At 65.4% G+C, this 26,509-nt stretch carries 25 protein-coding genes; 8 read left to right on the forward strand and 17 right to left on the reverse strand.

The window, feature by feature from the left end; all coding sequences use genetic code 11:
• Positions 1 to 80: 80 nt before the first annotated feature.
• Entirely contained in the window at positions 81 to 1,376 is a 1,296-nt protein-coding gene (locus ACSQ3S_RS08360) for an ABC transporter substrate-binding protein (RefSeq protein ID WP_436142095.1), read from the reverse strand.
• A complete protein-coding gene (locus tag ACSQ3S_RS08365) occupies positions 1,360 to 3,456 on the reverse strand; it encodes a TonB-dependent receptor plug domain-containing protein (protein WP_436142096.1) in 2,097 nt (698 codons plus the stop codon). The genes ACSQ3S_RS08360 and ACSQ3S_RS08365 overlap by 17 nt, the downstream gene beginning before the upstream one ends.
• Before the next feature lie 253 nt (positions 3,457 to 3,709).
• Here ACSQ3S_RS08365 and ACSQ3S_RS08370 point away from each other — a divergent pair, with 253 nt between their 5' ends.
• Together ACSQ3S_RS08370 and ACSQ3S_RS08375 are read left to right on the forward strand one after the other, a co-directional pair.
• Entirely contained in the window at positions 3,710 to 4,273 is a 564-nt protein-coding gene (locus ACSQ3S_RS08370; RefSeq protein WP_176655651.1) for a YfiR family protein, read from the forward strand.
• Entirely contained in the window at positions 4,270 to 6,255 is a 1,986-nt protein-coding gene (locus ACSQ3S_RS08375) for an ATP-binding protein (protein ID WP_436142097.1), read from the forward strand. Before ACSQ3S_RS08370 ends, ACSQ3S_RS08375 begins: the two co-directional genes overlap by 4 nt.
• Here the strand turns inward: ACSQ3S_RS08375 and ACSQ3S_RS08380 are convergent.
• Genes ACSQ3S_RS08380 through ACSQ3S_RS08395 form a run of 4 tightly spaced genes read right to left on the reverse strand, consistent with a single transcriptional unit; the run spans position 6,245 to position 9,825 of the window.
• Positions 6,245 to 7,237 carry a 2-hydroxyacid dehydrogenase gene (locus tag ACSQ3S_RS08380; protein ID WP_436142098.1) on the reverse strand — a complete coding sequence of 331 codons (993 nt, stop codon included), beginning with the start codon at positions 7,235 to 7,237 and terminating at the stop codon, positions 6,245 to 6,247. The genes ACSQ3S_RS08375 and ACSQ3S_RS08380 overlap by 11 nt on opposite strands.
• Complete coding sequence (locus ACSQ3S_RS08385) at positions 7,234 to 7,773, reverse strand: DinB family protein (RefSeq protein ID WP_436142099.1); 540 nt, start codon at positions 7,771 to 7,773, stop codon at positions 7,234 to 7,236. The genes ACSQ3S_RS08380 and ACSQ3S_RS08385 overlap by 4 nt, the downstream gene beginning before the upstream one ends.
• Before the next feature lie 21 nt (positions 7,774 to 7,794).
• A complete protein-coding gene (locus ACSQ3S_RS08390) occupies positions 7,795 to 9,069 on the reverse strand; it encodes an NAD(P)/FAD-dependent oxidoreductase (RefSeq protein WP_436142100.1) in 1,275 nt (424 codons plus the stop codon).
• Between the two features lie 54 nt (positions 9,070 to 9,123).
• Positions 9,124 to 9,825, reverse strand: coding sequence for an HAD family hydrolase (locus ACSQ3S_RS08395; RefSeq protein WP_436142101.1), 702 nt, complete (start codon positions 9,823 to 9,825; stop codon positions 9,124 to 9,126).
• Between the two features lie 99 nt (positions 9,826 to 9,924).
• Between ACSQ3S_RS08395 and ACSQ3S_RS08400 the strand changes: the two genes are divergently transcribed.
• Together ACSQ3S_RS08400 and ACSQ3S_RS08405 are read left to right on the forward strand one after the other, a co-directional pair.
• Positions 9,925 to 10,881, forward strand: coding sequence for a LysR family transcriptional regulator (locus ACSQ3S_RS08400; RefSeq protein ID WP_176655657.1), 957 nt, complete (start codon positions 9,925 to 9,927; stop codon positions 10,879 to 10,881).
• Positions 10,878 to 11,717, forward strand: coding sequence for a helix-turn-helix domain-containing protein (locus ACSQ3S_RS08405; RefSeq protein ID WP_436142102.1), 840 nt, complete (start codon positions 10,878 to 10,880; stop codon positions 11,715 to 11,717). Before ACSQ3S_RS08400 ends, ACSQ3S_RS08405 begins: the two co-directional genes overlap by 4 nt.
• A gap of 9 nt (positions 11,718 to 11,726) precedes the next feature.
• On the opposite strand, the gene ACSQ3S_RS08410 is transcribed toward ACSQ3S_RS08405, so the two are convergent.
• The gene (locus tag ACSQ3S_RS08410; RefSeq protein WP_436142103.1) at positions 11,727 to 12,146 is read right to left on the reverse strand and encodes a DUF2000 domain-containing protein; all 420 of its coding nucleotides are present in this window, start codon (positions 12,144 to 12,146) and stop codon (positions 11,727 to 11,729) included.
• Between the two features lie 185 nt (positions 12,147 to 12,331).
• Between ACSQ3S_RS08410 and ACSQ3S_RS08415 the strand changes: the two genes are divergently transcribed.
• Together ACSQ3S_RS08415 and ACSQ3S_RS08420 are read left to right on the forward strand one after the other, a co-directional pair.
• Positions 12,332 to 12,931: a LysE family translocator gene (locus tag ACSQ3S_RS08415; protein ID WP_436142104.1), complete on the forward strand. Its 600-nt coding sequence runs from the start codon at positions 12,332 to 12,334 to the stop codon at positions 12,929 to 12,931.
• Positions 12,932 to 12,958: 27 nt separating this feature from the next.
• Positions 12,959 to 13,363 carry a hypothetical protein gene (locus ACSQ3S_RS08420; protein ID WP_436142105.1) on the forward strand — a complete coding sequence of 135 codons (405 nt, stop codon included), beginning with the start codon at positions 12,959 to 12,961 and terminating at the stop codon, positions 13,361 to 13,363.
• Positions 13,364 to 13,373: 10 nt separating this feature from the next.
• Here ACSQ3S_RS08420 and ACSQ3S_RS08425 read toward each other — a convergent pair whose 3' ends face one another.
• Both ACSQ3S_RS08425 and gluQRS read right to left on the reverse strand, forming a co-directional pair.
• Positions 13,374 to 14,885, reverse strand: a complete 1,512-nt coding sequence (locus ACSQ3S_RS08425; protein ID WP_436142106.1) for a CHAD domain-containing protein — start codon at positions 14,883 to 14,885, stop codon at positions 13,374 to 13,376.
• A 39-nt stretch (positions 14,886 to 14,924) separates the two neighbouring features.
• Positions 14,925 to 15,824, reverse strand: a complete 900-nt coding sequence (gene gluQRS / locus ACSQ3S_RS08430) for a tRNA glutamyl-Q(34) synthetase GluQRS (protein WP_436142107.1) — start codon at positions 15,822 to 15,824, stop codon at positions 14,925 to 14,927.
• A gap of 85 nt (positions 15,825 to 15,909) precedes the next feature.
• On the opposite strand from gluQRS, the gene ACSQ3S_RS08435 reads away from it, so the two are divergent.
• Positions 15,910 to 17,535, forward strand: a complete 1,626-nt coding sequence (locus tag ACSQ3S_RS08435; protein ID WP_436142108.1) for a M28 family peptidase — start codon at positions 15,910 to 15,912, stop codon at positions 17,533 to 17,535.
• Positions 17,536 to 17,647: 112 nt separating this feature from the next.
• Here the strand turns inward: ACSQ3S_RS08435 and ACSQ3S_RS08440 are convergent, their stop codons facing one another.
• Both ACSQ3S_RS08440 and ACSQ3S_RS08445 read right to left on the reverse strand, forming a co-directional pair.
• A complete protein-coding gene (locus tag ACSQ3S_RS08440; protein WP_413449690.1) occupies positions 17,648 to 18,514 on the reverse strand; it encodes an IS3 family transposase in 867 nt (288 codons plus the stop codon).
• Positions 18,511 to 18,825 carry a transposase gene (locus ACSQ3S_RS08445; RefSeq protein WP_353403268.1) on the reverse strand — a complete coding sequence of 105 codons (315 nt, stop codon included), beginning with the start codon at positions 18,823 to 18,825 and terminating at the stop codon, positions 18,511 to 18,513. Before ACSQ3S_RS08445 ends, ACSQ3S_RS08440 begins: the two co-directional genes overlap by 4 nt.
• 149 nt (positions 18,826 to 18,974) lie before the next feature.
• Between ACSQ3S_RS08445 and ACSQ3S_RS08450 the strand changes: the two genes are divergently transcribed.
• Positions 18,975 to 20,303, forward strand: coding sequence for an IS4 family transposase (locus ACSQ3S_RS08450; protein ID WP_176656081.1), 1,329 nt, complete (start codon positions 18,975 to 18,977; stop codon positions 20,301 to 20,303).
• Between the two features lie 99 nt (positions 20,304 to 20,402).
• On the opposite strand, the gene ACSQ3S_RS08455 is transcribed toward ACSQ3S_RS08450, so the two are convergent.
• Genes ACSQ3S_RS08455 through ACSQ3S_RS08480 form a run of 6 tightly spaced genes read right to left on the reverse strand, consistent with a single transcriptional unit; the run spans position 20,403 to position 26,189 of the window.
• Positions 20,403 to 21,116, reverse strand: coding sequence for a hypothetical protein (locus ACSQ3S_RS08455; protein WP_176654911.1), 714 nt, complete (start codon positions 21,114 to 21,116; stop codon positions 20,403 to 20,405).
• Between the two features lie 21 nt (positions 21,117 to 21,137).
• Positions 21,138 to 22,139, reverse strand: coding sequence for an AraC family transcriptional regulator (locus tag ACSQ3S_RS08460; protein WP_176654912.1), 1,002 nt, complete (start codon positions 22,137 to 22,139; stop codon positions 21,138 to 21,140).
• Positions 22,136 to 22,696, reverse strand: a complete 561-nt coding sequence (locus tag ACSQ3S_RS08465; protein ID WP_436142109.1) for a DUF2059 domain-containing protein — start codon at positions 22,694 to 22,696, stop codon at positions 22,136 to 22,138. The genes ACSQ3S_RS08460 and ACSQ3S_RS08465 overlap by 4 nt, the downstream gene beginning before the upstream one ends.
• A 19-nt stretch (positions 22,697 to 22,715) precedes the next feature.
• Positions 22,716 to 24,308, reverse strand: a complete 1,593-nt coding sequence (locus ACSQ3S_RS08470) for an OmpP1/FadL family transporter (RefSeq protein ID WP_436142110.1) — start codon at positions 24,306 to 24,308, stop codon at positions 22,716 to 22,718.
• A 46-nt stretch (positions 24,309 to 24,354) separates the two neighbouring features.
• Positions 24,355 to 25,386, reverse strand: a complete 1,032-nt coding sequence (locus tag ACSQ3S_RS08475) for a transporter (RefSeq protein WP_176654915.1) — start codon at positions 25,384 to 25,386, stop codon at positions 24,355 to 24,357.
• Between the two features lie 35 nt (positions 25,387 to 25,421).
• Entirely contained in the window at positions 25,422 to 26,189 is a 768-nt protein-coding gene (locus ACSQ3S_RS08480) for a C39 family peptidase (protein WP_176654916.1), read from the reverse strand.
• Positions 26,190 to 26,509: the final 320 nt, after the last annotated feature.

Below are 26,509 nucleotides of genomic sequence, written 5' to 3' on the forward strand. Positions count from 1 at the left end.
TTCCCCATAAAGTGTGGAACTTCGATGGTACCGTTAAAAAAGTATCTAAGCGATCACTTTTTCAGCACAAGCGATGCCGCTCACCGGGGAATGGAGATGATCAGCTGCTGGCTGGCGTCCCAACTGCGGGCCGCCGCGTCGAGCCGGAACACAGTGAACGGCACCATGCCGACGATGTCGCCGTGGCTGTCCCAGTCGATGTCGGCGTAGGCGCCGGCGTAGTCGACGTCCTTGCCGGCTTTGATCTGCGTCAATGCCGCGGCGATGTTTTCCGGCCTCACCTTGTCGCCCGGCGCGTTCATGACGAAGCGCAGGCTGTCGCGCACCATCAGGCCGGTGGGGGGCTTGCTGTTGTTGACCAGGCCGGCGCGTTCGATGGCCAGCGCCATCACCATGGCGATGTCGTAGGTGGGCGCGGTGAAGTCCTGCGGCTCGGCGCCGTACTGGGCGATGTAGCCGGCGCGGAAGGCCTGGTAGGAGCTGTTGCCGTAGGCGCCGATGGTGGCCGCCGCGCCGCGCGCGCCGCCGAGGATCTTGCCGGGATCGGCCAGGTTGTCGATGAAGGTCTGGTTGCCGGCCGCCGTGCCGGGCAGCAGCCACATGGCGTTGCTCTGGAACGGCAGCGCCTCGTTCAGCACATTGGCCGAGATGTCGGCGGCCAGGATGCCGTTCAGGATCACGTCCGGCTTGGCGTCGTAGACTTTTTGCAGGTAGGAGGCGAAGCCGCTTTTCAGGCCGAAAGGTATCGTGACCGTGGCCACCACCTCGCCGCCGATCTGGCGGAAGGCCGGCGAGAACAGGCTGGCCAGGCCGGCGCCGAAGGCATCGCCCTCGTTGACCAGCACCACGGCGCGGCGCTTGCCGGCCTGCCAGGCGACGCTGGCCAGCACCGGCGTGGCGTCGACGTCGGAGACGCCGATGCGGTAGACCAGGTCGTTGTCGGCCACGCTGGTCAGCGTCGGCGAGGAGCTCGATTCCGTGAGTATCGGCACGCCCTTGGCCATCGCCTGCGGCAGCAGGTTCAGCACACGGGTGGAGGTCGAGACGTTGAGCGCGATGACGCCCGCGTCCAGCAGCTGCTGGCCCATGTCCTGCGCCTCGGCGTTGTCGCGCGCGACCAGCGCGATCGCGTTCAGCCGCTTGCCCAGCACGCCGCCGGCGTCGTTGATCTGTTTGGCCGCCAGCAGGAAGGCGTCGCGGGTCGAGGTGCGCCAGCCCACCGAGCCGATGTTGATGGCGTCCGGATCGATCAGCGCCTTGACCGGATTGGCCGGCAGCGGCGTGGTGGCGTCGCCGGCGCCGCCGCTGCCGCTACCGCCGCAGGAGACCAGCATCGCCAGCGCGGCGGCCAGCGCGGACCTAGTAGCGGTATTCATATTGCACTCCATAGCGGCGGCCCAGCGATGGATAGTCGATGCCGCCCACGCCCGGATCGACGTACCGGCTGTTCCACAAATCGCGCACCTGCAGGCGGATGCTGGAGCGGTGGCTGAGGCTCCAGCGCGCGCTCAGCGTGGTATCGGTGTAATTGGATAAATGATATGCCTGGTTTGCCAGCAGCACGTTGGCGGTGGCGGCCGGCCGCGCGCCGACGTAGCGCGTGTCCACGCTGAGCAGGAGCTTTTGCTCCAGCAGGCTGGCGCTGGCGCCGAAGTTGGCGCTGTTGGTGGGGAACAGTTCGCCTTCGCTGCGTTGTGCCAGCGGCGCCAGCGTGTAGCGGTTGAGGCCGCGGTCGGTGTTGGCGCGGCTCAGGTTGGCGTAGGCGTTGAACCAGTCCTGCTGGTAGCGCAGTTCCAGCTCGATGCCATTGACCTTGCTGTCGCTGCTGTTGCGCGCCACCAGGTTGAAGAAGGCCTGCTCCAGCGTCACCAGGTCGCTGACCTTGGTGTGGTAGACGGTGAGGGCGCCGTTCCAGTGCGGCGCCGGCGGCGTGCTCAGTTGCAGTTCGATGGTGCGCGTCTTCTGCGGCGCCAGGTCGGGGTTGCCCTTGATGTCGCCCGGCTGCACGGCGCTGCGATACAGCAGCTCGGCCGACGGGGCCTGGAACGCCGTGCCGCTGAGGAGCTTCACGCCCCAATCGCCGGGCAGCGTGCCGACCACGCCGGCGCGCAGCGATTCCTGCTTGCCGTAGACCGAGTGGCGGTCCTGGCGACCGCCGACGATCGCCTGCCACTGGGCGAGCAGCGGGAACTGCCACTGCGCATACAGGCCGGTGTTGCGCAGCGTCTTGCTCGACGGCTGGCTGAGCTGGAAAATGCTGCCGTCGACGAGGCTGTGGCGCTGGAAGGATTCCAGCGTTTCGCGGTCGCGCAGCATGTCGGCGCCCAGCAGCAGGCTAGCTTGCGCGCTCGGTTGCCACAGCCATTCAACGCCGCCGTCGACGGCCTTGTAGCCGAAGTCGCGCACCAGGTAATAGTCCTTGGCGCCGGTCTGCACGCGGTCGCCGTCGCCCGGTTCGCCCTCGCCGTAGCTGACGGCGGCGCGCAACATGTGTTCGTCGTTGAAGCGGTGGTTGGCGTTGAGGCGCAAAAAGCCCTGCTGCAGGTCGACGTGGCTGGGCGGATGCAGCAGCGGATTGAGGCTGGCGAAGACGTTGTCGCTGTCCTGCCTTTGCCAGAAGGCGCTGGCCTGCAGCTCGTCCTGCGCGCCGCTCCAGCCCAGGCGCAGGTAGGCGCTGCGGGGCGCGGCATCGTCGATCGGGGCCGCGCCCAGCGCGGCGTAGCGCTTGTAGTCGGGCGAGATGCGCGGCAGCGCAAGGCCGCTGCGATCGGCCCGCGATGCCTGCACGCCCCAGGCCAGCCAGGCCGGCGCTGCTGCGGCGGTATCGCCGTTGCCGAACTGCGCGCTGCCGCTGGCGGCCAGCACGCTGGCGTCGCGGCCGCCGCCGGACCATTCATGGCCGAGCGCGAGGCGCTGTTCGGTGCCGTCGCGGCGGGTGATGACGTTGACCGCGCCCAGCAGCGCATCGGCGCCGTACAGCACCGACACCGGCCCGCGCACGATCTCGATGCGCTCGACCATGTTCATCGGGATGAACTCCAGTCCGATCAGCTGCTGCTGCGTGCTGCGGAAGGCGATGGGCTGGCCGTCCAGCAGGATCTTGATGGCGCGGCTGGCCGACTGCGCGCCGGCGTTGATGCCGCGCACGCCGAAGTTGTGATTGAGGCGGTCGTCGCTTTCGATGAATCCGGCCACGTGGGACAGCGCCTCGGCCAGCGTCTGGTAGCCGTAGCGGGCGATGTCGTCGGCCGTGACCAGGGTCACGACGGCCGGCGTGGCGTGCAGCGGGGTGGCGGTCTTGGTGGCGGTGAGCACCTTGACGTTGCGCAGCTGGTCCAGGCTGAGGTCGAACAGGTTGTTGTCGCCGTCGGCGGCCGCGCAGGTCAACGGTAGCAAGGCGCAAGCGGCCACACATGCGGCCAGGCGCCAATGAAGGCGTAGCGGTGCCGCGGACATGCGATGCTGCTCTTTACAGTCGGTCAAAAGAACATCCCTCCGCTGCGATTTTTAACAAAGTATTGCCTAATTCCGACACGATCACAAGCGGCCGGCGCCGGTGTTGCAGACTACGCGCCTACTACGTTGTGTTTCGCGCACAACCGGCTTGCGCCACGCAAAAAAAACTTGCGCTGCGGGCTATTCGGATAGAATCGTGACGTGCTGTAACCATGCGAACATGCGGGTTGCGCTACAAGGAGATGCGTGCACGATGAGACGACTGGGCGCCGCCGAAATCAGGAAGCTGGCCGTGCGGGCTTGCCTGCTGGCTGTCTTGGGTTGTGTTAGCGCTAGCGCCGAACAGGCCATCCCCGAGCAGCAGGTCAAGGCCGCCTACATCCTCAACTTCACCCGCTACGCCATCTGGCCGCCTCCGGCGCTGGCCGATCCGAACGCGCCGCTGGTGGTATGCATGGCCGGCGCCGGCGCGGCCGACGTGGCGCGCCAGCTGCGCAGCCGCGCCGCCGGCAGCCATCCGCTGGAGCTGCGCATCATCAGCCGCATCGAAGAAACCGACGCCTGCCACGCGGTCTATCTGGCCGTGGGAGAGCGCAGCCGCCAGGCCGCCTGGCTGACCCGCCTGCGCGGGCAGGCCGTACTCACCATCGGCGACTCGTCGTCGTTCCTGGCCGACGGCGGCATCATCAACCTGATGCTGGTCGACGGCAGCATCCGTTTCGAAGTGAACCTGACTGCCGCCAAGCATTCGGGCGTCAGCCTCAATCCGCGCATGCTGGCGCTGGCCGAGCGGGTGGTCGGCGGAGACGCGAAATGAGCGCACTGATGATGCGCTGGCAAGACATGGCGCTGCAGCGCAAGCTGCTGATCGTCTCGCTGGCGACGGCGCTGGCGGCGATGCTGGTGGCGCTGGCGGCGCTGGTCACCTACGACATCAGCGTGGTGCGCACGCGGCTGGTGGCGGACCTGGCCAGCCGCATGGAGCTGGTGTCGGTGAACCTGGACGTGGACCTGAATTTCGGCGACCGCAGCGCGGCCGCCCGCACGCTGTCCGCACTGCGCGGCACGCCGGACATCGAGAGCGCCTGCCTGTTCGATCCGCTGCACGAAACCTTCGCCAGCTATTCCCGCCGCGCGAGCGGCAGCGATGGCGACGGCAACGGCGCCGTGCGCTGCACATGGCCGGACGACATGGCGGCGCCGGGCCACAGCTTCCACGGCGACAGCTTGTCGATGCTGGCGCCGGTGCGTTTCCAGCACGAGGTTGTGGGCTACCTGCAGGTCGACTACGCGCTGCCGCCGGTGACCGAGCGCCTGAGCAAATACGGCCTGGTGCTGGTGATGGTGGCGCTGACGCTGCTGATCGGCGGCATGCTGCAGGCGATCGGCTTGCGGCGGCTGGTGACGCAGCCCTTGCTGGCGCTGTCGAAGCTGGCCGACCAGGTCACGCGCGAGCAGCGCTACGATTTGCGCGCGCCGGTCGCTTCGAACGACGAGGTGGGACGGCTGTCGGCCACCTTCAACACCATGCTGGCGACCATCGCCGCGCGCGACGCCGCGCTACGGGTCAGCCAGTCGCTGTTGACCAACATCGCCGACAAGTCGTCGGCCGTGATCTATGTCAAGGATCTGGAGGGGCGCTACCTGATGGTCAACCAGCGCCTGCGCCAGGTGCTGCCGGCCGGTTCGGTGGACCCGATCGGCCACCGCGACGCCGACCTGTTCGACGAGCGGACGGTGGCGGTGATACGCGACGGCGACCGCATGGCGCTGGCGTCGCCGAATTCCTACATCTACGAGGAGGCCGTGCCGAACGCCGAGGGCGAGCTGCGCACCTATATCTCGGAAAAATTCTGCCTGCGCGACGAGGCAGGCAACGTCTGGGCCATGGGCGGCATCTCGACCGATATTTCCGACCGCAAGAAGGGCGAGGTGGAGCTGATCCAGTATCGCGACAAGCTGGAGGAACTGGTGCAGCTGCGCACGGCGCAGATGCAGGAGGCTAACAGGGAGCTGGCTGAATCGCTGGAGACGCTGCGGCGCGCGCAGGATGAGCTGGTGCGCAGCGAGAAGCTGGCGGCGCTGGGATCGCTGGTGGCCGGCGTGGCGCACGAGCTCAATACGCCGATCGGCAACAGCCTGCTGGCCGTCAGCACGCTGATCGACCAGACCCGCGTCTTCAAGCGCATGAGCGAGGAGGGCATCAAGCGCTCGACGCTGCAGGCCTACATCGACGACGTGGGCAGCGGCGGCGAGATCGTGCTGCGCAACCTGCATCGCGCGGTCGACCTGGTGTCCAGCTTCAAGCAGGTGGCGGTGGACCGCACCACGTCGCAGTGCCGCGAGTTCCTGCTGTCCGACCTGGCCAACGAGATCCTGCTGGTGCTGGTGCCGACCTTCAAGAAGAGCGGCATCACGGTGCGCCAGGACATTCCGGCGACGATACAGATGCACAGCTATCCCGGCCCGTTCGGCCAGGTGTTGATCAACCTGATCAACAACGGCCTGACGCACGCCTTCGAAGGCCGCGCCGACGGCGAGATCTTGGTGTCGGCCCGCGCGCTCGAGGACGAACGGGTGCAGGTGGTCGTCAGCGACAACGGCGCCGGCATCGCGCCGGAAAACATGAGCCGCATCTACGATCCGTTCTTCACCACCAAGCTGGGGCGGGGCGGTTCGGGGCTGGGGCTGAACATCGTCTACAACATCGTCTACGGCCTCCTGCGCGGCAAGATCGAAGTCGAGAGTGCGCTGGGTCAAGGCACCCGCTTCATCCTGACCTTGCCCGTCACGAGCTGACCGGCAAGGCGTTCGCGCACGGCCTGCCGTTCAGGTGGCAGGCCAGGTTGGCGAAGGTGACGGCGGCGATCTCGCGCATCGCCTCCACCGTGAAGAAGCCCTGGTGGCCGGTGACCAGCACATTGGGGAAGGTCATCAGCCGCTGGAACAGGTCGTCGGCGATGATGTCGCTGGAGTGGTCGTGGAAGAACAGGCTGGCCTCCTGCTCGTAGACGTCGATCGCCAGCGCGCCCAGGTGGCGCGACTTCAGCGCCTCGATGACGGCGGCGGTGTCGATCAAGCCGCCGCGCGAGGTGTTGACCAGCATCGCGCCGGGCTTCATGCGCGCCAGGCTGGCGGCGTCGATCATGTGGCGGGTGGCGTCCATCAGCGGGCAATGCAGCGAGACGATGTCCGATGCGGCCAGCAGCTCGTCGAGGCCGACGCGCGCGGCCAGTCCGTCCAGCTGCGGCGACGGCGAGGGATCGCTCACCAGCACCTTGCAGCCCATGCCGTTGAAGATGCGCGCGGCGGCCGTGCCGATCTGGCCGGCGCCGACGATGCCGACGGTCTTGCCGTGCAGCGTCATGCCCAGCAGGCCATCCAGCGCGAAGTTGCCTTCGCGGACGCGCGCGTAGGCGCGGTGCGTGTTACGGTTGAGCGTCATCACCAGCGCCAGCGCGTGTTCGGCCACCGCTTCCGGCGCGTAGGCCGGCACCCGCGCCATGAACAGGCCGAGGCGGGCGCCGGCGCCCAGGTCGACGTTGTTGAAGCCGGCGCAGCGCAGCAGCACGGCGCGCACGCCCAGCGCATGCAGCGCCTCCAGCACCGGCGCATCCAGCACGTCGTTGACGAACACGCAGACGGCGCCGCAACCTTGCGCCAGCGCCACCGTGTCCAGGGTCAGCGGATCGGAGAAGTAAACCGTTTCCGCCGCCGGCGGGCACGCTTCGCCGAGGAAGCGGCGGTCGTAGGGCTGGGCGCTGTAGACGGCGATCTTCATGCCGGCAGGTCCGGCACCCACAGCAGCAGGTCGGTGACGCCGATGTCGACGCCCGCCTGCGACAGCAGCGTGGTGATCTGGCCGCGGTGGTGGGTCTGGTGGTTGAAGAAGTGCTGCACCACGCTGCCCAAGTGCTTGCGGTACAAGTCGCCCTTGGTGCTGCGGTACTCGAGGGTTTGCGCCAGGTCGTGCGCGTCCACCTGCGCCGCCCATTGCGTGATGATGGCGTCCAGCCGCAGGCGGTGTTCGTGCAGCGGCGGCAGGTCGTCGCCGAAGGTGTGCGTCAGGCCGGACGGCTGCGGCATGTCCAGCATCGGCGCCAGCGCGGTGAACTTCGGCGAGTGGGCGGCGAAACGCTTGAGCCAGATGGTATCGCCCGCCAGCAGGTGGTTCATGGTGCCGAGGATGGAGCCGAAGAAGGCCTTGCGGTCCGCGGCCAGCTCGGCGTGCGGCAGCCTGGCCGCGGCGGCGTACAGCTTCTCGTTCATCGAGGCGTTGTACGCCGCCATCAGCATGGTGAGGTCTGGAGTATTCATGACCCCATTATATGCCCAAGCCTAGTGCAGCTTCACCGGCGGCAGGATGCGTGCGCGCAGCCAGTCGGCCAGAGCCTGAGTCGCCACCCGCAGCGTGCCGTGCAGCGACAGCATATGCTTCTGGTACATCAGCCGGTACAGCAGGCCGGCGACGGCGCCGCCGACGCGCACGCTCTTGCCGGTGACCGCGCCGGTCAGCACGCCGACCGCCGATTGCGGCCCGAGCGACACCAGCGAACCGTAGTCGTGGTAGCGGAAGTGCGGTCGCGGCGTGCCGTTGCGGCGCGTCAGCAGGTCGGCCAGGAACATCGCCTGCTGATGGGCGACCTGGGCGCGCGGCGGCGCCGCGCCCTTGACCGGGCAGGTGTAGCTGGCGCAATCGCCGAAGGCGTAGATCTGGCTGTCGTTGGCCGAGCACAGGCTGGCATCGACGACGATCTGCTTCAGGTGGTTGACCTGCAGGCCGAAGGTGGCGCACAGCTGCGGCGCCTCGACGCCGGCCGCCCACAAGGTCAGGTCGGCGCGGTGCACGGCGCCGGTGGCGTCGATGACGGCGTCCTGCGTCACTTCGGCGACGGTGGTGCCGGTCAGCACCTCGATGCCGAGCGAGCGCAGGTGACGCGCGGCGCGCTGCGACTGCTGCGGATGCAATTGTGGCAGCAGGTATTGGCCGCGCTCGATGACGCTGATGCGGATGTCGCGGTCCGGGTCCAGCGCGTGCACCTTGTACGCTGCCAGCGCGCGGGCGCTGGTGCTCAACTCGGCCGCCAGCTCGACGCCGGTGGCGCCGCCGCCGATGATCGCCACGTCCACCTGCGTGCCCTGTTCGCCGGCCTTGATGCAGGCTTCGTTGAAGCGGCGGCGGAACGCTTCGGCATCGGCCACGCTGTCGAGCGTGAGCGCGTGTTCGGCGGCACCGGGCACGTTGTAGAAATTGGTCACCGAGCCCAGTGCCAGCACCAGCTTGTCGTAGGCGATGGTGCGGCAGGCGCCGTCGCTGCCCTTGCCGTGGCGGGGCGCCAGCGTGATGGTCTGGTGCGCGCGGTCCAGGCACAATACTTCGCCTTGCACGAATTCGAAGTCGTGCTCCAGCGCCTGCGCCGGGAAGGCCAGCTCCACCACTTGCGGGTCGCATTTGCCGGAAGCGACCGTGTGCAGCAGGGGCTTCCAGAAGTGGCCGTGGGAACGGTCCACCAGCACCACGCGGGCGCGCTTGGCGCTGCCGAGTGTATCTCCAAGGCGGGTGGCGAGTTCGAGTCCGCCCGCACCTCCGCCTACGATGACGATGGTTTCCATGATGCCTCCAGACGAGTGTAAAAAACTGTGCGCAGCTTGCCGCTGCTGTCTATGCTATGCGGCCAGCACGTCCCGCTGGTGCTGGTCCGGCGTGTAGGGACTGGAATGCAGTTCGCGCAAGGCGTCGAACGTGATGAACTGGCGTGGACGCACGACGTCGTTGCCGTAAGGGGCGACGGAGACGGTCCACAGGCCCGCTTCCTCGGCGGCGCGCAGGCCGGGTACGGCGGTGTCGATGGCGATCGCGTCCTGCGGCGCCACGCCCATCGCGTGCAGCGCGCGGGCATACGGGCCGGTGCCGGACGGGCCGTCGAAATTGGCGCCGCCGGTCACCACCGTGAACAGGCTGTTGACGTCGGCGCCGAAGCAGTTGGCCAGCAGCGCGGACGTGGCGGGGGCGGGCAGGTCGGTCAGCACGCAGACTTTGCAGCCGGCGTTGAGCGCGTCGTCGATCAGGGCCAGCGCGGCCGGCAGCGCTTGCGGCGGCCTGGCGCTGATCGCCTGGTGGAACTGGCGGTGCTTGTCGGCAAACAGCTCGGCGACGCGCTGCTTGTCGCGCGACAACAGCTCGCAGGCGATGGCGGAACCGATGGCGCGGGCGTAACCGTGGGTGGCGGCGGCGCTGCGCAGCGCCGGCAAGGTCCAGCGTACGGACAGCCCGGCGTTGGCGAATGCCGCGTTGCACGCGGCCAGGTGCAGCGCTTCGGTGTCGAACAGTACGCCGTCCAGGCCCAGGAAGATCACGTCGATGCTCATGTCGGTCTCGCTTAAAACGATATCAGATGATTATGAATATAGAGGTAGAATGAACAAAAGAAAAATTAAACATATTCGATAATCGATAAGGAACGACTTATGTATCATGCGAGTTTCCGCCAGCTGCAGTCGCTGGTGCTGGTGGCGCGGCACGAGAGCGTGTCGCGCGCGGCCGACGCGCTGCACGTCACGCAGCCCGCGGTATCGTTGCAAATCCGCACATTGGAGGAGATCGCCGGCATCGCGCTGACGCGCAAGGTCGGCCGCAACATCCAGCTGACGGCGGCGGGCGAGGTGATGGTGGAATTTTCCGAGCGCATCCTGCGGCTGTGGGAGCAGGCCGGCGACGAGCTGGCCGCGCTGCAGGGCGTCACCAGCGGTACGCTGCGCATTGGCGCGGTCACCACGGCGGAACATTTGTTGCCGCCGTTGCTGGTGCCGTTTACGATGGAACGTCCGGACGTGCGGTTGAAACTGCAGGTAGGCAACCGCGCCGAGATCGTGCAGATGCTGGCGCGGCACGAGATCGAGCTGGCCATCATGGGCACGCCGCCGCGCGAGCTGCGCACCAACGCGGCCAAGTTCGCGCGGCACCCGATGGCGTTTGTCGCCAGTCCCGCGCATCCGCTGATGAAGAAGAAAAAGATCACGCTCAACGACGTGATGGCGGCCAACCTGCTGGTGCGCGAACGCGGCTCCGGTACCCGGACCGCCGTCGAGCGTCTGCTGCGCGACGCCGGCCACCCGCTGGAGTTCGGCTCCGAGGTGTCGAGCAACGAGGCGATCAAGCGCATGGTGTCTGCCGGGCTGGGGCTGGGCTTCCTGTCGGTGCACGCCTGCGGACTGGAATTCGAGGCCGGCCTGCTGGCGATCCTGCCGATGCAGGAAAACCCGGTGGAGGCGGATTGGCATATCATGCACCTGACCGACCAGCCCATTCCCAAGGTGGCGGCGTCGTTCCAGGATTTCGTCATCGAGAATGGCCAGGACCTGGTGCGGCGCGAGCTGGAGGGCTTTTACAAACTGCTGGGCCGCCAGCGCAAGGGAAAACAGTGACAGACCGGGAGGATTCCAGCGACATCGCCATCTGGCACGCGCCCGAACTGAAGGCGGAGTTGTTGCGCGGGCGCTTCGTGGATTTCAGCTACGACGTGCACACGCATGAAACGGCATGCTTTGCGCTGCTGACGCATGGCGCGATCCGCATCCGCATGCGCGGCAGCGAGTTCGTGGCGCGGCAGGGGGACCTGTATGCCATAGATGCCGATGAAGCGCATGCCGGCTGGCCGGTGGATGACGGCGGCTGGCGGCAGCGCACGCTCTATGTCGACATGCTGCATTTGCGCCGCCTCGCCGGCGAGGAGCATGCCGCGCATGCCCGCCCGCTGGCCGGGCCCATCATCCGCGACGCCGGCCTGGCCGACGCGCTCTACACCATGCACCGCTGTTCGCAGGAGCAGGGTCCCACGCTGTTGCGCGACCAGGCTTACCTTAACTTCGCTGCCGGATTGACTGGCCGCTACCTGCATCATGCGGTGACACCGCCGGACGCCGGCACGGAGCGGGCGGCGATCCGCAGCGCGCGCGAATTCCTCGATCAGCATCTGGATGACCAGGTCAGCCTGGAGGATATCGCCGCCGCTGCCGGCCTGCCGGCGTTCCAGCTGTTCCGCGCCTTCGAACGCGCGCTGGGCATGACGCCTCATGCATATCAGCGCCAGGCCCGGGTGCGGCTGGCGATACAGCTGATCCGGCGCGGCCATGCGCTGGTGGAGGCAGGCGTCATGTCGGGCTTTTCCGACCAGGCCCACCTGACGCGCTGGTTCCGCCGTTTCATGGGCGTCACGCCGGGCCAGTATCAGCGCGCTGTGCTGGGCAAGGCCGCCCGCTAGGGGCGCCGGCTATTTCAGCAGGCCCAGGTTGGCGACGATCTTGCCGACAGCTTTTTTCTCGCCCAGCAGCGCGACACCCACATACGACAGATCGTCCGTCGGCACCGCCAGCACCGCGGTTTGAAACGCCGCATAGTCGGTCGTCTGCTGGCCTTGCGTGGGGAAATCGACCACGTCGCAGCCGGCGGCGATGCCTTTGCCGCGTATCGCCGCCAGCTCGCCGGTGCCGGCGGCCAGCACCGCTATTCCTATGGGTATCAAGCCCGGATGCGGGAAGCCGGAGGCGTCGATCAGCGCGCCGCCGACCAGCCACGGGTGGCGTTGGCCCATCGTCAAGGCCAGTACGGCGGCCGCGTTTGCGGCGCGACCCGCGGCCAGGTCGCTGTTCACTATCACCACGCAGCGCGGGGTTGCGATTGCTGTTTCCATGCTTGCTCCAGTTGGGGTAAAAGCTGATCATGTCATGTGGCACCGCGCCTGTCTTGAACGCTATTGCACGCTCGTATCGGCGAAACGACCAGTACACCACTAACAACTGTTTGTAAAAGTGTACTGGTGCAGTATCGTGCGCTTTCACTACAATGAATATTCATGCCCATCACCGGATATTTCTTATGTCGCTCGATCTGCTGTTTCCGCTGTGCACCTTTGCCGCCATCAGTTCCATCACGCCCGGACCGAACAACGCGATGATATTGGCGTCCGGTCTGAACTACGGCTTTGCCCGCTCGCTGCCGCACCTGTTCGGCATATCCTGCGGCTTCACCTTCATGATCTTCGCCACCGGCATGGGGCTGCACGCGGTGTTCGAACAGGCGCCGATGCTGCAGGTGATGCTCAAATACGCCGGCGCGGTGTATCTGCTGTGGCTGGCATGGAAGCTGGCCCATGCGGCGCCGATGAGCGCCGAGCAGGCCGCCATCTCCAAGCCGATGAGCTTTCTTGGCGCGGCGGCCTTCCAGTGGGTCAATCCCAAGGGCTGGGTGATGGCGGTCAGCGCGCTGACCACCTATCTGCCGCCCGGCTTCAAGGTGGGCGACGTGGCGCTGCTGGCCGGCGTGTTCGGCGTGATCGGCATCTTCTGCGTCGGTTCTTGGGCGATGTTCGGCGTGGCGATGCGCCGCGTGCTGCAGGACGCGCGCTCGGTGCGGATCTTTAATGTGGTGATGGCGCTGGCGCTGGTGGCTACCTTGTACCCTATCCTGATAACATAGGGTTTTAGCGGATAACGAGGAGTGCCGATGTATCGCCGAATTCTTGCCGGGCTGCTGCTGTCCGGCGTCGCCGTGCTTGCCGGCGCCGTCACCTTGCCCTCGGACCTGATGCGTCCGACGCCGGCCCTGGCGGTGCGCGGTTACGCGGAGCGCTGGGTGTTCAGCATCGAGATCGAATCGGACGACGGCGTGGGCATTGAACGCTGCGGCAAGATTCTCGCCGCGCGCGGCCTGCTGCGGACGCTGTCGAAAACCGCCAGCTCGGCCGATCCGGTGTTGCATTTCAAGGTGACGGCCAGCAAGGAGTATGCGCAGGCCGACACTGAAGCGGACGACGCGCTGTCCGCCGTGCAGCACGCGCGCTGCCCCGGCAAGCTGACGTGGACGGTGGCGTCGAAGCTGGTGCCGGCCTTGCAGCAACCGGTCAAATAAAGGCTTCCGTTCAGATGGCGCGAGGTTGCCGCAGCGCGTGCAGCTGCCTGCGTATTTCAGCAGGGTCGACACCGCGCTGGGCATGTATCGCCCGCAAGTAGCCGCGCGCGAAATCGACGCCGGCGGCCGCCCCGTTCTGCGCCTCCGCCAATTCCTGCAGCATGCGGTCGGCCACGACCAGGTCATTGTGCTGCCCCAGTTCATCCTGCAGCGCCGACAGGGTTTTCAGATAGTCGCGCACCGCCTTGCCGCGATACAGCGTGTGGAAGAATTCCATTGCGTAGCGGGCGCGCTTGGCCGCGATGCGCGTGCGGTGGATGGTCGTGGCGTCGCTGTCGTCCATCCGCTTGGCCCGCTTCAGCAATTTCTGGTGCAGGCGCTGGATCGTCCATTGCGCGAAATCGTCGGCGGGTGCTTGCAGGCCGGGCTCGGAGGTCAGTTGCTGCATCCACAAGCCCAGCGCCAACAGCAGGCGCGAGTAGCGTGCCGACAGCAGCGCCTGCGCCGCGCGCTGGCGCGCCGTGCGCGCGGCGTCGAGCGCCAGCGCCTGCAGGTCCAGCAGGCCGCCTTTGCCCCCCGGCGTCGCCTGCACCTGGCCCAGCGTGGAGGTCAGCAGCACATCCCAGTCGCGTGCCGCACCCAGCTGCGTGCCCAGCCAGCTGATGTCCTCCAGCAGCCCAGGCGGGCACGCCGCAACCGCGTCGAACAGCTTCAGCGCCGAGCGCAGGCGGCGCACGCCGACCCGCATCTGGTGCAGCGTCTCGGCGTCGTCGCCCTCGATGACGGCGTTCTCGTTGCGCTGGATGTGTTGCAGGCAGTTGCCCAGCACGGCCTGCAGCGCGTCGGAGACGGTGGCGCCGGCGTCCAGCTGCACGGGCTTGGCGCGATAGGGCACGGTGCCGGTCTGCCGGCACAGCGTGTAGCCCCGCTCCGCCTTGTTGGTGTTGCTGACGCGCACAGGAATTTGCTCCTGCAGCTGCAGCGCGAACGAGAACAGGCTGGCGGGATCGCCCTCCTTGAGTTCCAGTTCGATCTCGTTGACCGGCACCTGATGGCCGTGGCGCTCGATGCGGCCGTGGTCGAGCACCATTTCGATATGGCTGCCGTCGACGTCCAGGTCCCACACGCGGCGTTCCACCGTCACGACGAACAGCGGTTCCAGCCGCTGTTTCAGGTCGGCGGAATCCAGCAGCGCCTGCCATTGTCCGTCTTCGCCGATCAGCTTGCGCAGCTTGCCCAGGCGCGGCCACGGCCGGTCCACCGGGCCTTCCCATTCATTGCGACGGTGCAGGCCGCTTTGCACGCTGCCGCCGGCCTTCATGGTTTGCGTCCACGAACCGTCGGCCTTGCGCACGCGCAGGCCGGCGCCGTGGCGCATCAGGTGCAGGTCCGGCGTATCGAAATAGCGGGCCGACAGTTGCTGGGTGCGCGGCTGCGCGCGCGCGTGGGCGGCCACCAGCGGATGCTTGAGCAGTTTGTCGTTGTCTGCCGGGGACAGCAGAAGTTTGAGTTCGACTTCCATCGTTTCAGTGTAGATGAAGTAGGACGCGCGCAGCGCACCTTATCTTTGGCGCAAAACCTGTTCCCATGCGGGCGTGGCGGCGCGCCAGAATTCCTCGATGTTGCCGGCGCGGATGTCCATGCCGAGGAAACGCGCAGCCGGCAGCATGGCGTCCTGCAACAGCTGTTGCGGCGCGGCGCCGTTGTCGAAGGCTTGCGCGCCGGTCTGCTTGGACAGTTTTTCGCCGGACTCGTTGACCACCACCGGCACGTGCAGATAGGTCGGCCGCGGCAGGCCAAGCACTTGCTGCAGGTACAGCTGGCGCGGGGTGGAATCGAGCAGGTCGGCGCCGCGCACGATGTCGGTGATGCCTTGCGCGCCGTCGTCCACCACCACCGCCAGCTGATAGGCCCAGAAACCGTCGGCCCGCTTGATGACGAAGTCGCCGACATCGTCGGTCAGGTCCTGGCTGACATGACCGGCCCAGCGGTCGTCGAAGCTGACGACGCAGTGCGGTTGCCGCGGCACCTTCAGGCGCAGCGCGCGGGCGCTCTTGCCCTGGGCCAGGCCGTGGCGGCAGGTGCCGGGATAGATCAGCGCTTGTGCCTGGCGTCCGCTCAGGCTCAGTTGCGAATCGGCGATTTCCTTGCGCGAGCAGCCGCAGGGATAAACCAGGTCGCCCAGTTGCAGCAAAGCCTGTTGGTACAAATCGGTGCGGCGGCTTTGCCAGGTGACGTCGCCATCCCACTGCATGCCGCAGCGCCGCAGCGAGGCCAGGATGTGCTCGTCGGCGCCGGGCACGTTGCGGTCGCCGTCGACGTCTTCGATGCGCACCAGCCACTGGCCGTGGTGCACCTTGGCGTCCAGGTAGCTGGCCATGGCCGCCACCAGCGAGCCGATGTGCAGGGGGCCGGTGGGCGAGGGCGCGAAGCGGCCGATGTAGGGGGAGCGGTCTGTCATGCCGCCATTTTAGCGCGGCGATCGCATACAATGTGCGCGCGGCAATTTAACGGACCGCGCCTATCCCTTACCTATCCAGGAAATCATGCAAAAAATGACTCCATCCTTTGTTGCCTCCGCCTTGGCCATAAGCCTGGCGCTGGCATTCCCTGTCCACGCCGCGAAAAACGCCGCCACCGTGCAGGAAGCGCCGTTGCGCGCGCACCTTGCCTTCCTTTCCAGCGACGTGCTGGAAGGCCGTGGCACCGGCCAGCGCGGCGCCGACCTGACCGTTGCCTATCTGGAAACGCAAGCGCTGGCGCTGGGCTTGAAGCCGGGCAATGGCGACAGTTATCGCCAGTCGGTGCAGATCGCCGGCGTCAAGACGCAGCCGGCCGAGAGCACGCTGAAACTGGAAGCGGGCGGCCAGGCGCTGCCGATCAGCTTTGGCAAGGACTGGGTGTTCGCGCCCGGCGATGCGACCGCCGCGCACAGCTTCAACGCGGATCTGGTGTTCGTCGGCTACGGCATCACCGCGCCGGACGAGCAGTGGAACGATTACAAGGGCATGGACCTCAAGGGCAAGATCCTGGTCATGATGGTCAACGACCCGCAGCCCACCGCCGAGCAGCCGAAGCGCTTCAACGGCAAGGGGCTGACCTACTACGGCCGCTGGACCTACAAGTTCGAGGAAGCCAAGCGCCAGGGCGCCGCCGGCGTGCTGCTGATCCACACCACGCCGAGCGCGTCGTACGGCTGGAGCGTGATCCAGAACAGCTGGTCGGGCGTGGAGCGCTTCCAGCTGGCGGCGGGCACGCTGGGCACCGAGCTGCAGGGCTGGATGACCGACGATACCGCACGCGCGCTGTTCAAGGCCGCGGGCCAGGACCTGGGCGCGCTGCGCGCCGCCGCCGAAAGCAAGGACTTCAAGCCGGTGCCGCTGGCCGCCAGGCTGAGTGGCGAGATGAAGGCGGCTGTGCGCAAGGTCGAGCAGTTCAACATCGCCGCCGTGGTGCCGGGTACGGATGCAAAGCTGAAGGATGAGGTAGTGATCTACAGCGCGCACTGGGATCACCTGGGCAAGCAGGGGGATAGTGGAGACACGATCTTCAACGGCGCGGTCGACAACGCCTCCGGTTCGGCCGCCCTGCTGGCGATGGCGCAGGAAGCCGTGCGCGCGCCGGCCAAACGCAGCCAGATGTTCCTGTGGGTGGCCGCTGAAGAGCAGGGTCTGCTGGGCAGCGCCGCGTACTCCGCCTCGCCGCTGTGGCCGCTGGCCAAGACCGCCGCCAACCTGAACCTGGACAGCCTGAACTTCGTCGGCGCCACGCGCGACATCGGCACCCAGGGCAGCGAGCGCACCGAGTTGGGCAAGCTGGCCGAGACGGCCGCCAAGGCAATGGGCATGCACATCGCCGAGGCGGAACCGGACCTGGCGGGCGGTTACTTCCGCAGCGATCACTTCAACTTCGCCAAGAATGGCGTGCCGGCGTTCTCGATCGAATCGGGCCGCGAGTACATCAAGGATCCGGCCGGTTCGAAAGCCAAGGCCGACGCGTACGACAAGCGCTACCACCAGGTCAGCGACGAGTACGATGCCGCCTGGGATCTGTCGGGCATGGTGCAGACGGCGCAATACACGCTCAACCTGGGCCGCCTGATCGCCGACGGCGCCAAGCTGCCCGAATGGAAAGCCGGCGACGCCTTCGCCAAGCCGCGCAACTTGAAGTAAACCAACTCCGGGGTCAGATCCGACATTTGGACACGAACCCTGCCGTAGCGGCTGCTACGGCAGGGTTCGTGTCCAAATGTCGGATCTGAGGTATCCCGGATTTCCCGGACAGTTAAATAGGCACACAGAATTGTGCCTCGACTTTTACCGGTGTCTGGTACCTTAAGGTTTGGTGCAGACGCATTTGATTGTAGTACACCGCAATGTAGTCGTTGACGACCGCTGCCGCCTCAGCGCGAGTCGGAAAGATCCGGTCGTGTATCAGTTCATTCTTCAAGCTTGAAAAGAAACTCTCGGCCACGGCATTGTCGTGACAGTTTCCTTTGCGGCTCATGCTGGCCTGCAAGCCATGTCGCCCCATCAACTCTCGATAGTCGTGCGATCCATAGGCGCTGCCTTGGTCACTGTGGAAGATGAGGCCCGGTGCAGGTTTTCTTTGATCAATAGCCATCTGAAGTGCTGCGGTCGGCAACGCGACGACCGGGGCATCATGCATCGACCAGCCCACTACCCGACGCGCAAACAGATCTAAGACTACCGCCAGATGCAGGAATCCCTCTTTGGTGCGTATCATCGTCATGTCACCAACCCAGACCTGGTTCGGCAGCCCAACCTGAAAGCGACGCTGCACCAGATTGGGGGCCGGTGGCTGCGAGCGGTCCTTGGCTTGTTTGGAGTGAGCACGACGGCTGCGGTTGGATTTCACCCCGTCGAGCTTACGCAACCGGGCAATGCGGTGTTTGCCGCAACGAACGCCTTGCCCATTAAGCAGGCGCCAGGTCTTGACTGAACCCGGAATCCAGCGGTGTTCCGTGTGCACGCGAACAATCTCCTGCCGCAAGGCCATATCTTCCAAGCTATGCAAGCTCTGTGGCGCCGCCTTGTAGGCGTAATAACGGCTACGACTGATGTCTAGCGCCCGGCACAATGACTTGACGGCAAACTCGCGGCGGTAGCGGTCGATATAGGCGTACTTCACTTCGCTAGGCGAGTTAAGTACGCATCGAACTTTTTTAGGATGTCCAGTTCTTCCTCGGCCTTAGCCAACCGGCGCCGCAGTTGCGTCACTTCATCCTCCTCGTCCAAGCGTGGACGCCCCGGGATTCGGAATTTCTCATCCGGAACCAGCTGATCAAATTTCCTGGCCCATTTGTAGAGCAGGTTACGGCGAATACCTAGTTCCAGTGCCAGGTCGGTCGCAGTTTGCTCTCGTTGCCGCAACCTAACGACCGCCTGCCGCTTAAACTCATCCGAGAACACTGTGCGCAGTCTGGCTGTTTCGTTCTCCATGGCTATCCTCCCGAGGCATGCTGACCTCTGTTAGAGTGTCCATGAAACCCGGGGTTCCTCAATCTGACCCTAATGCCGTTAAGTTAAGGAACTAGGCCGGCCCCAGTTAGTTGTTGTAAACATGCGCGAAGGCTGTTAACCTTCGCGCCATGCTTTCCGACGTTCTCCCTTTGACCACGTGTGACTTGCCAGCTCCGGACTGGGGCCGGCTTGGGGAGCAGTTGCCCGTCGAATGGATCATGGGAGCATTGAGCTACACCGGCAAGGCGAGTATTCGGCAGCGGCGTCTGCCGGCGGAGCAGGTAGTCTGGTTGGTCATCGCGCTAGCGATCTACCGACATCACTCAGTGCGACAAGTGCTGGGTGAATTGGAACTGGCGCTACCGGATCTGAAGGACACTTGCGTCACTGATAGCGCTGTAACGCAAGCACGTCAGCGGCTGGGCGAAGAACCGTTGGCGTGGCTATTCTCAACGTCCGCGCGCCATTGGCAGATGCAAGACGCCCATCGTTCCGACTTCCACGGCCTCCAACTGCTCGCCATGGATGGGACGACCCTGAAATTAGCCGATAGCGCGGAAAACCGGGCACATTTCGATTCGCCACACTTCGCCAAGGGAGCTTTGGCCAGTTACCCCCATGCCCGCATGGTGACATTGGCTGCGCTGCGCACCCAGTTGGTCTTGGCCGCCGATTTTGGCCCCTATAGCAAAGGCGAGATGAGCTTTGCCTTGCCGTTGCTAGACGATATACCCGACCATTCGCTGACGGTCTTCGATAAAGGTTTTCTAGCCGCCGAGCTGTTGCATAAACTTCGTATGCAAGGCCAGGAGCGGCACTTCCTCGTGCCGGCCAAGGCTAATACGCAATGGCGTCTTGTGAGCGGCGACAGTGAGGATGGCATCGTCGAAATGCGCGTTTCCCCACAAGTACGCAAGCGCGTCCCCTCCATGCCCGAGCAGTGGCAAGCGCGTGCCATTGCAACGAAAGATCCGACGGGCAAACTGTGCTATTTGCTGACCTCATTGACGGATCGCCGGCGCTTCTCCGCCAAAACCGTCCGCGACTGTTATAGCGAGCGCTGGCAGATCGAAACGAGCTACCGCGAGATCAAGCAAACCATGATGGGGATGGCCCTATGCCTGCGCAGCCAAAGTGTCGCAGCAACCAGGCAGGAAATCTGGGGCATTCTTATCGCCTATAACCTCGTGCGACTAGAAATGGCGCGCACGGCCGACCAGGCAAAATGCGCTCCCAATGACGTTAGCTTTGTCTTCGCCCTCGGCATATTTCAGCTCGAGATGCTACATGCGGCCTCCGAACGGGCCTTGGGCAATCTACCAGGAACGATCAAACGGATGCGCGAGAGGATGATCCTCGAACTCAATGTCTATCGACCCGACCGGAAATTCGATCGGGTCACCAAAGCAAAACCGCAACGCTATCCTGAACGGAGGCTCAGGAAATCCTTAACTTAACGGCATTAGGGTCAGATCCGACATTTGGACACTAGCTCTGCCGTAATGGCTATTACGGCAGAGCTAGTGTCCAAATGTCGGATCTGACCCCGGATTTTTTTAATGGTGGAAGGCCATCGTGATGGTGGTGCCGGTCAGGTCTATGCCCTTGATCGAGATGCTGCCGAAGCTGGCGCCTTCCGTGCCCTTCACGCGGATGTTGTTGAAGTTGATCTCGCCGATCGACGACGGCATGCTCAGCGTCAGCGAGCCGTCCTTGTTGATCGTCGCCGAGGCCTTGCTCGGGTCGTAGACGACGTTCTTCATGCTGGTGTCCGCCTCCAGGAAACCCAGGATCGGATTGACCAGCTTGGCCATGTCGCCGACCACTTCCAGCCCGTTGTTCCTGGCCTGCTTGACGGCGGTCACCAGCTCGTCGCTGAGGCCTTGCGCCGAGGTCTCGCCCAGTTCTTCTTCGCTGAGCGCCTGCAGGCCGGAGCGCTCGCTGATCTGCAAGCCCCGCTGGTCCTTGCTGAGGATGATGGGCGTGCCGATCGCCAGCGACGGCAGCGCCTGCGCCGCGTAGGTCTCCATCGGCGCCAGCAGCGAGGTGGCGATTGCCGCCGCCATCCGCAGGCGGCGCTGTTTGCGCAGCGCCTGTTCGATGTGCTGCTGCGAGATCAGGTTCAGCTCGGCGAAAATGTCGCCCAGCCGCTGGCCGGTGGCGCGCTGCAGCTCGATCGCGCTGGCCAGCTGTTCTTCGGTAATCAGCTTCTGCTTGACCAGCAGCTGACCCAGCATCGACTTGCTTTGATTATTCGATAACCATCCCATCGCCATCTCCCTCGTTGTTGTTTATGCCGACTTGCGCGGCGTGGTGGCGTTCATCGATTCCGGCTCCGGTCCCGGCTGGTGCGCCAGATGCTGGATGTCCGACGGGGCCATGCCGAACCAGCGCTTGCAGGCGCGGTAGAAGGCGCTCGGCTCGGAGAAGCCCAGCTGGAAACTGAGCATCTTCAGCGACAGCTCGCCGCAACTGAGCGACTGCCGCGCCAGCTCGCGCCGGGTGTCGTCGACCAGGTTGGTGAAGCTGGTGCCTTCCTCGGCCAGCCGCCGCTGCAAGGTGCGCTCGCTCATCATCAGCTGGGCGGCGACGTCGTCGCGGTGCGGCGGGCCTTTCGGCAGCAGGCTCGCCAGCAGGCCCTGCACCTTGGCGCTGAAGGTCGGCGGTTCGGCGCGCGCCAGCGAGGCCAGCACGCGTTCGCCGCTGCCCGGCATCAGCGGCGGGTTGGCCGGCAGCGCCATCACCAGGTCGGTGTCGGAAAACTCCATGACGTTGTGCGGCATCGAGAACTTGACCGGGCAACCGAAGGTTTCGCGGTACACGTGGGCGTTGGCCGGCTCGGGAAAGGTGTATTCGACCACCACCGGCGCGATGTCGTCGCGGCCGGCGGCGCAGCGCAGCGAACGCAGCAGCACGCACCAGACGAAGTCGTAGCGCTGCTGCGGCACGTCGCGCCGCGCGCCCGGCAGCAACAGGCCGACGCGGGTGTGGCCGTGGCAGCGCTCGATCGAACTTTGCACCGTCGGCGACACCAGCATGATGTGGCCCATCACGCCCAGCCAGCCGAGCCGGTGCGGCGACGAGATCTTCAGGCCGATCAGCGGATCGCCCGATTTTTCCACCACCAGCTCCCACAGGTGGCTCAGTTTGTCGGACAGGGTCAGCGCGTCGCAGGCGAGGCCGTCTCCTTCGTCCAGTCCGGCTTGCGCGAACAGCGCTTCCGCTTCCACGCCGGAATGGGTCAGGCGCGATTTGACGCCGCGCACCAGATGCAGGGCGGAGGAGTAAGTCATGGCGTGACCGCGGTGCGCAGGCGCAGGCCGATTTTTTCTTTCAGGCCTTGCAGTTTGGGATCGATGACCGAGCGGGTGTCGGCGGCCACGCCTTCACCCAGGGTCTTTTGCATTTCCGGCAGCATGGCCTCGAATTTTTTCTTGACCGGCGATTCGAGGATGGCGATCAGCTGCTTCAGCTCGTCCTCGGTGTAGCGCTCGGCCAGCAGCGGGGCGATGGTGGTCGGGATCAGCTTGTCGGCGCTGCCCTTGGTGATCGGCGTGGCCTCGGCCATGAACTGCTTGGCTTCGCCGACGATGTCGTTCATCGCGGCGTCGCGCTTCTCCGGCGCGGCGCGGCCCTGCAGCATGGCGCGCGCCTGCTGCACCGCGTCGCCCACCGGCACTTGCAGCATCGATTGGCCGATGTAGTCCGGGTTCCACAGCTTGAGGACCTGGTCGACCAGCGCCTGCTTGGCCGGCGATACCGGCGCCGTCGCCGCCTGGGCGCCGGCGCAGGCCGCGCCCAGGGCCAGCAGCAGCAAACCGCGTTTGTACAGAGTATTCGTCGATGTCATGTTTTTGCTCCTCAAAAAATCAGAAACGCTTGTTGATCTCAAAACCGAAATAGCGCACATGGATGTCGCCCTGGACGTTCTGGCCGGCATACGGGTTGTAGATGATGTTCAGGAAATTGCTGCAGTTCATATTGCAGTCGGTGTTGGCCGGCGTGTTGAATTTGCCCGTCATGTAGGAGCCGGTCACGCTGATCTCGGTGTTCTTGTTGAGCTTGAAGCTCAGGCCGGCGCTCAGCAGCTTGGTGTTGGGCAGCGGCGCCAGCAGGTCGATCTTGTCGGCCGGCACCGAGGACTTGCGCGGCTCGAAGCCGAAGCGCAGCGCCAGCCGCTCCATTGGATACAGCTGCAGGCCGTAGGCGAAGTTGACCACGCTCTTGTAGCCGCGCGGGATCACCAGCCGGGTCGAATCCGGGATGCCGTACAGCCGTGCCACTTCCAGCAGCTTGATGCTCTGGTCGAACTGGAAGCGCAGCGCGTCCCAGTCGCTCCAGCGGGCGTAGCTGGCGTCGACGTTCAGCTGGGCGAAATGCACCGGCCGCAGCTTGATGCCGAGCTGCACGTGGGAGGGGAAGGGGATGATCGCGCTCATATTGCCCCGCTGCGTGGCCGGAATCGAGTTGGGGAAGCCCAGCACGGCGCCGGCGATCGGTCCCAGCAGCGAGGCGTTCAGGCCCTTGACGAAGTTGCGCAGCATCGGCTCGGTGTCGAACACATAGGTGCCGGTGTAGTGCGTCTTCGAGCCGCCCTGGTAGACCGCGCCCAGCCCCAGCCACGGCGCCGGTTCCCACAGCACGCCGAGGTTGATGGTCGGGTCGACCGGCGCCGTCAGTTCCAGCCGCATGTTGGCGGCCTTCTTGAACGGGCTGACCATGCCGTCCTTGCCGCCGCCGCACACGCCGAAGCCGAACACGTCGATGATGTTGCCGCCGTTTTCCGGGCACCAGCCTTTTTGCAATTGGCCGAACACACCCAGCAGCTCATTGGGGAAGCGCATATTGGTGTCGACCACGAAGGCGGCGTGGGCGATCGGCACCGAGACGCCGAAGCGCAGGGTGTCCGAATACTTGTAGCCGATCGACGGCGACAGGTAGACCAGCCGCTGGATCTGTTCCTGCCGGCCCTGGTACTGGCCGGGATCGTTGGGATCGGTGGTGCGGTCCAGGCTCATCGCCTGCGACATATAGCTGTCGGTGGCGAAGGTCCACGGCGAGCCGGCCTTGTTCCAGTACATGCCGATGCCGGGCACGGCCACCGCCGGCAGGCGCCAGCCGGGCATGCCGTAGCCGGGCACGTACATCACCTGGCGCACCGGGCCGGTGCGGGTGTTGGAGATCGGATCCTCGGTCCAGCCGCCGATGTCGAAGTTCGGTCCGGGCGTGAAGGCGGCCGAGGTGCGGATCGAGGCGACGAAGTTGTGGATGCTCTCGCCGTCGCCGCTCAGCCGCGCCAGGCCGGCCGGGTTGAAGTGGATCGAGGCGATGCCGGGCGGATCGGCGGTCACGGCGTTGCCGAGCGACATGGCGACCACACTGGTGGTCAGGTTTTCGGTCAGCGCGGCATGGACGGAAAGCGGACACAGCGCGGCACACGCGCCGGCAACCGCTGCAGCCATGGCCGTGGCGCGCCTCCGCATGAGGACGTTGCTGTGCATGGCCATATCAGAAATTCAGCGGCAGGTTCATGCCGATGGTGAACTGCGGCGAGTCCGGCGTCAGGCCGATGCCGACCGAGACGTTGACGGTGGTCTTGGGCGATACGCGGTAGCCCAGGCCCATGTTGAGGATGCTCGACGTCTGCATATGGGTCTTGGCTTCCAGGCCGTCGGCAAAGCGCAGCTTCGAGCCGGCCGAGATCGCCTCCTGGAAGGAGATCGTGGTGGAAATGCCGTACGACAGCGCATACGCGAAGCCCATGCCGAAGCCGACCGAGTTGCCGGGCTGGACGCGGGTCAGGATGCGGGTGCCGTTGACCTGGTACAGATGCTTGGCCGGCAGGCTGGCGGTGAAGTTGAGCGAGCCGAACAGCGCGACCGGGTCGACGATCTTGTTGACGTTGAGGCCGGCCGAGAAGGCGCCGACGCCGCTGCCGGTGGCCTCGCCGCTGCCGGCGATGATCTTGAACGGGCTGCGGCCGGTCGGCAGGCGGGCATTGGTGGTGACGGTCAGGTTGGGCGTGTCGCGGCGCGCCTCGAACGGCTGCCAGCGGGCACCCAGGCTGAGGTCGCCCAGCGAGTTGGAGATGCCGTTCGACAGGTTGTTGTCCGAGTAGCGCGAGATCAGCGGCAAGGTGACGTTGCCGGTCAGGTTGTCGAGCAGGCCGTAGTCGGCCGAGAAGGTGTTGGTGACCGTGTGCGAGCTGGTGTTCTCGATGTTGAACAGCGTGGTGCTGCCGTTGGCCAGGTCGGTGACGATGCGCTCCTCGCCGACGTAGGCGTAGCTCAGGTCGTAGGTGACGGACAGCTGGTTGCGGCGTATCAGCGAGTATTGCTTGTCGACGGCGGTCAGCGTCTGCTTCAGCAGCGCGCTCTGGTCGCCTTCGCCTTCCTTCTTGGCCAGCGCGTCGCGCGCGGCGTCGGCGCTGGCCGGCGCGGTGGCGGCGGCGTTGCCGGTGCTGGTCTGTTGCGCCGTGGCCGGCAGCGCCATCATGATGGTTGCGATGGCTGCAGCAACAGGCATGGTACGGAAAATCATATCGTCATCCTCGAGAAAGTGTGGGCGCTGCGGAATTAATTGCGGTGCATCCAGGTGCCGGCGGCGCCCGAATTGACGGCGCGCAGCAACAGCTGGGCCGAGTTGCTGATGCCGGTCTGCTGGCCTTTGCCGGTCACGCGGTCCATGTCGGTCACGCCCAGTTCCTGGTCGGTCAGCGCCAGCTGCGCCACCGGCCGCTGGCCCTTGGCCGGCGAGATGATGAACAGCGTGTTCTTGTCCCACCAGCGCGCGAACTCCTCGACCGAGAACACGATGTTGCCGGCCGACGGATCGGCGATGTAGACCACGCCGTCGCGGATGCCGCGCAGCACCACGAAGTGCTTGGAGCCGGCGTAGTCGATCGGCACGATGGCCGGTTCCTCCAGCGTCTTCAGGTCCTTGATCTCGGCCTTGAAGCCGGCGCCGGACAGGCCCAGCGAACCGACGTAGCGCTTCATGTCGAGCAGCGAAAAGCCGCGCCGCTCGATGATCTTTTCCTTCTCGCCCTTGTCCAGCATGCCTTCCATGGCTTGCTGTTCGTTGACCATCACGCCGAGGTGATAGTTGAGGATGGTGACCAGCGCGGCCGAGCCGCAGCTGTAGTCGAACGCCTGGCGCACGATGTGCTTGTACTTGAGTTCGGAAAACGGTTCCAGGCTCACCGATTGCACGTAGGCGCCGCCGCCCAGCATGGCTTGCGGCATCTCGAACTGGCTCTTCGGACGGTCCTGCGGTTCGTGTCGGGACATGACACCGGCGCCGCCTATCAGGGCGGCGACTACGCCCAGCAACAGCATCAGCATGGCGTCAGCCTGCCGAGCTCAGGCAGCTGCGCACGCGCGACGGCGTACTCAAGCGCGCGCGTAAAAAATGATGAAGCGAGGGTGCCGGCAAAGCTCGCGAATAAGCTCCGCCCAGAGGCGTCGGGCGCCCCAATGCTGGTTTCATGCTGTCTCCAATATTCTAGATTAGAACGACCGTGCTTTATTAGGGCGACAACTCGTCTTTGTATTTTTGTAACTTATTAACGCATGTTTTGCCTGTGTCAGGCATTAAGTTTTTTAGAAATGTGACTCTAGAAATTTTGGACTGAACTTATGCTATCGCAGACAACACTTGCGTG

This window comes from Duganella sp. LjRoot269, from assembly GCF_964254095.1.
GTDB classification, from domain to species: Bacteria; Pseudomonadota; Gammaproteobacteria; order Burkholderiales; family Burkholderiaceae_D; genus Rugamonas; species Rugamonas hordei.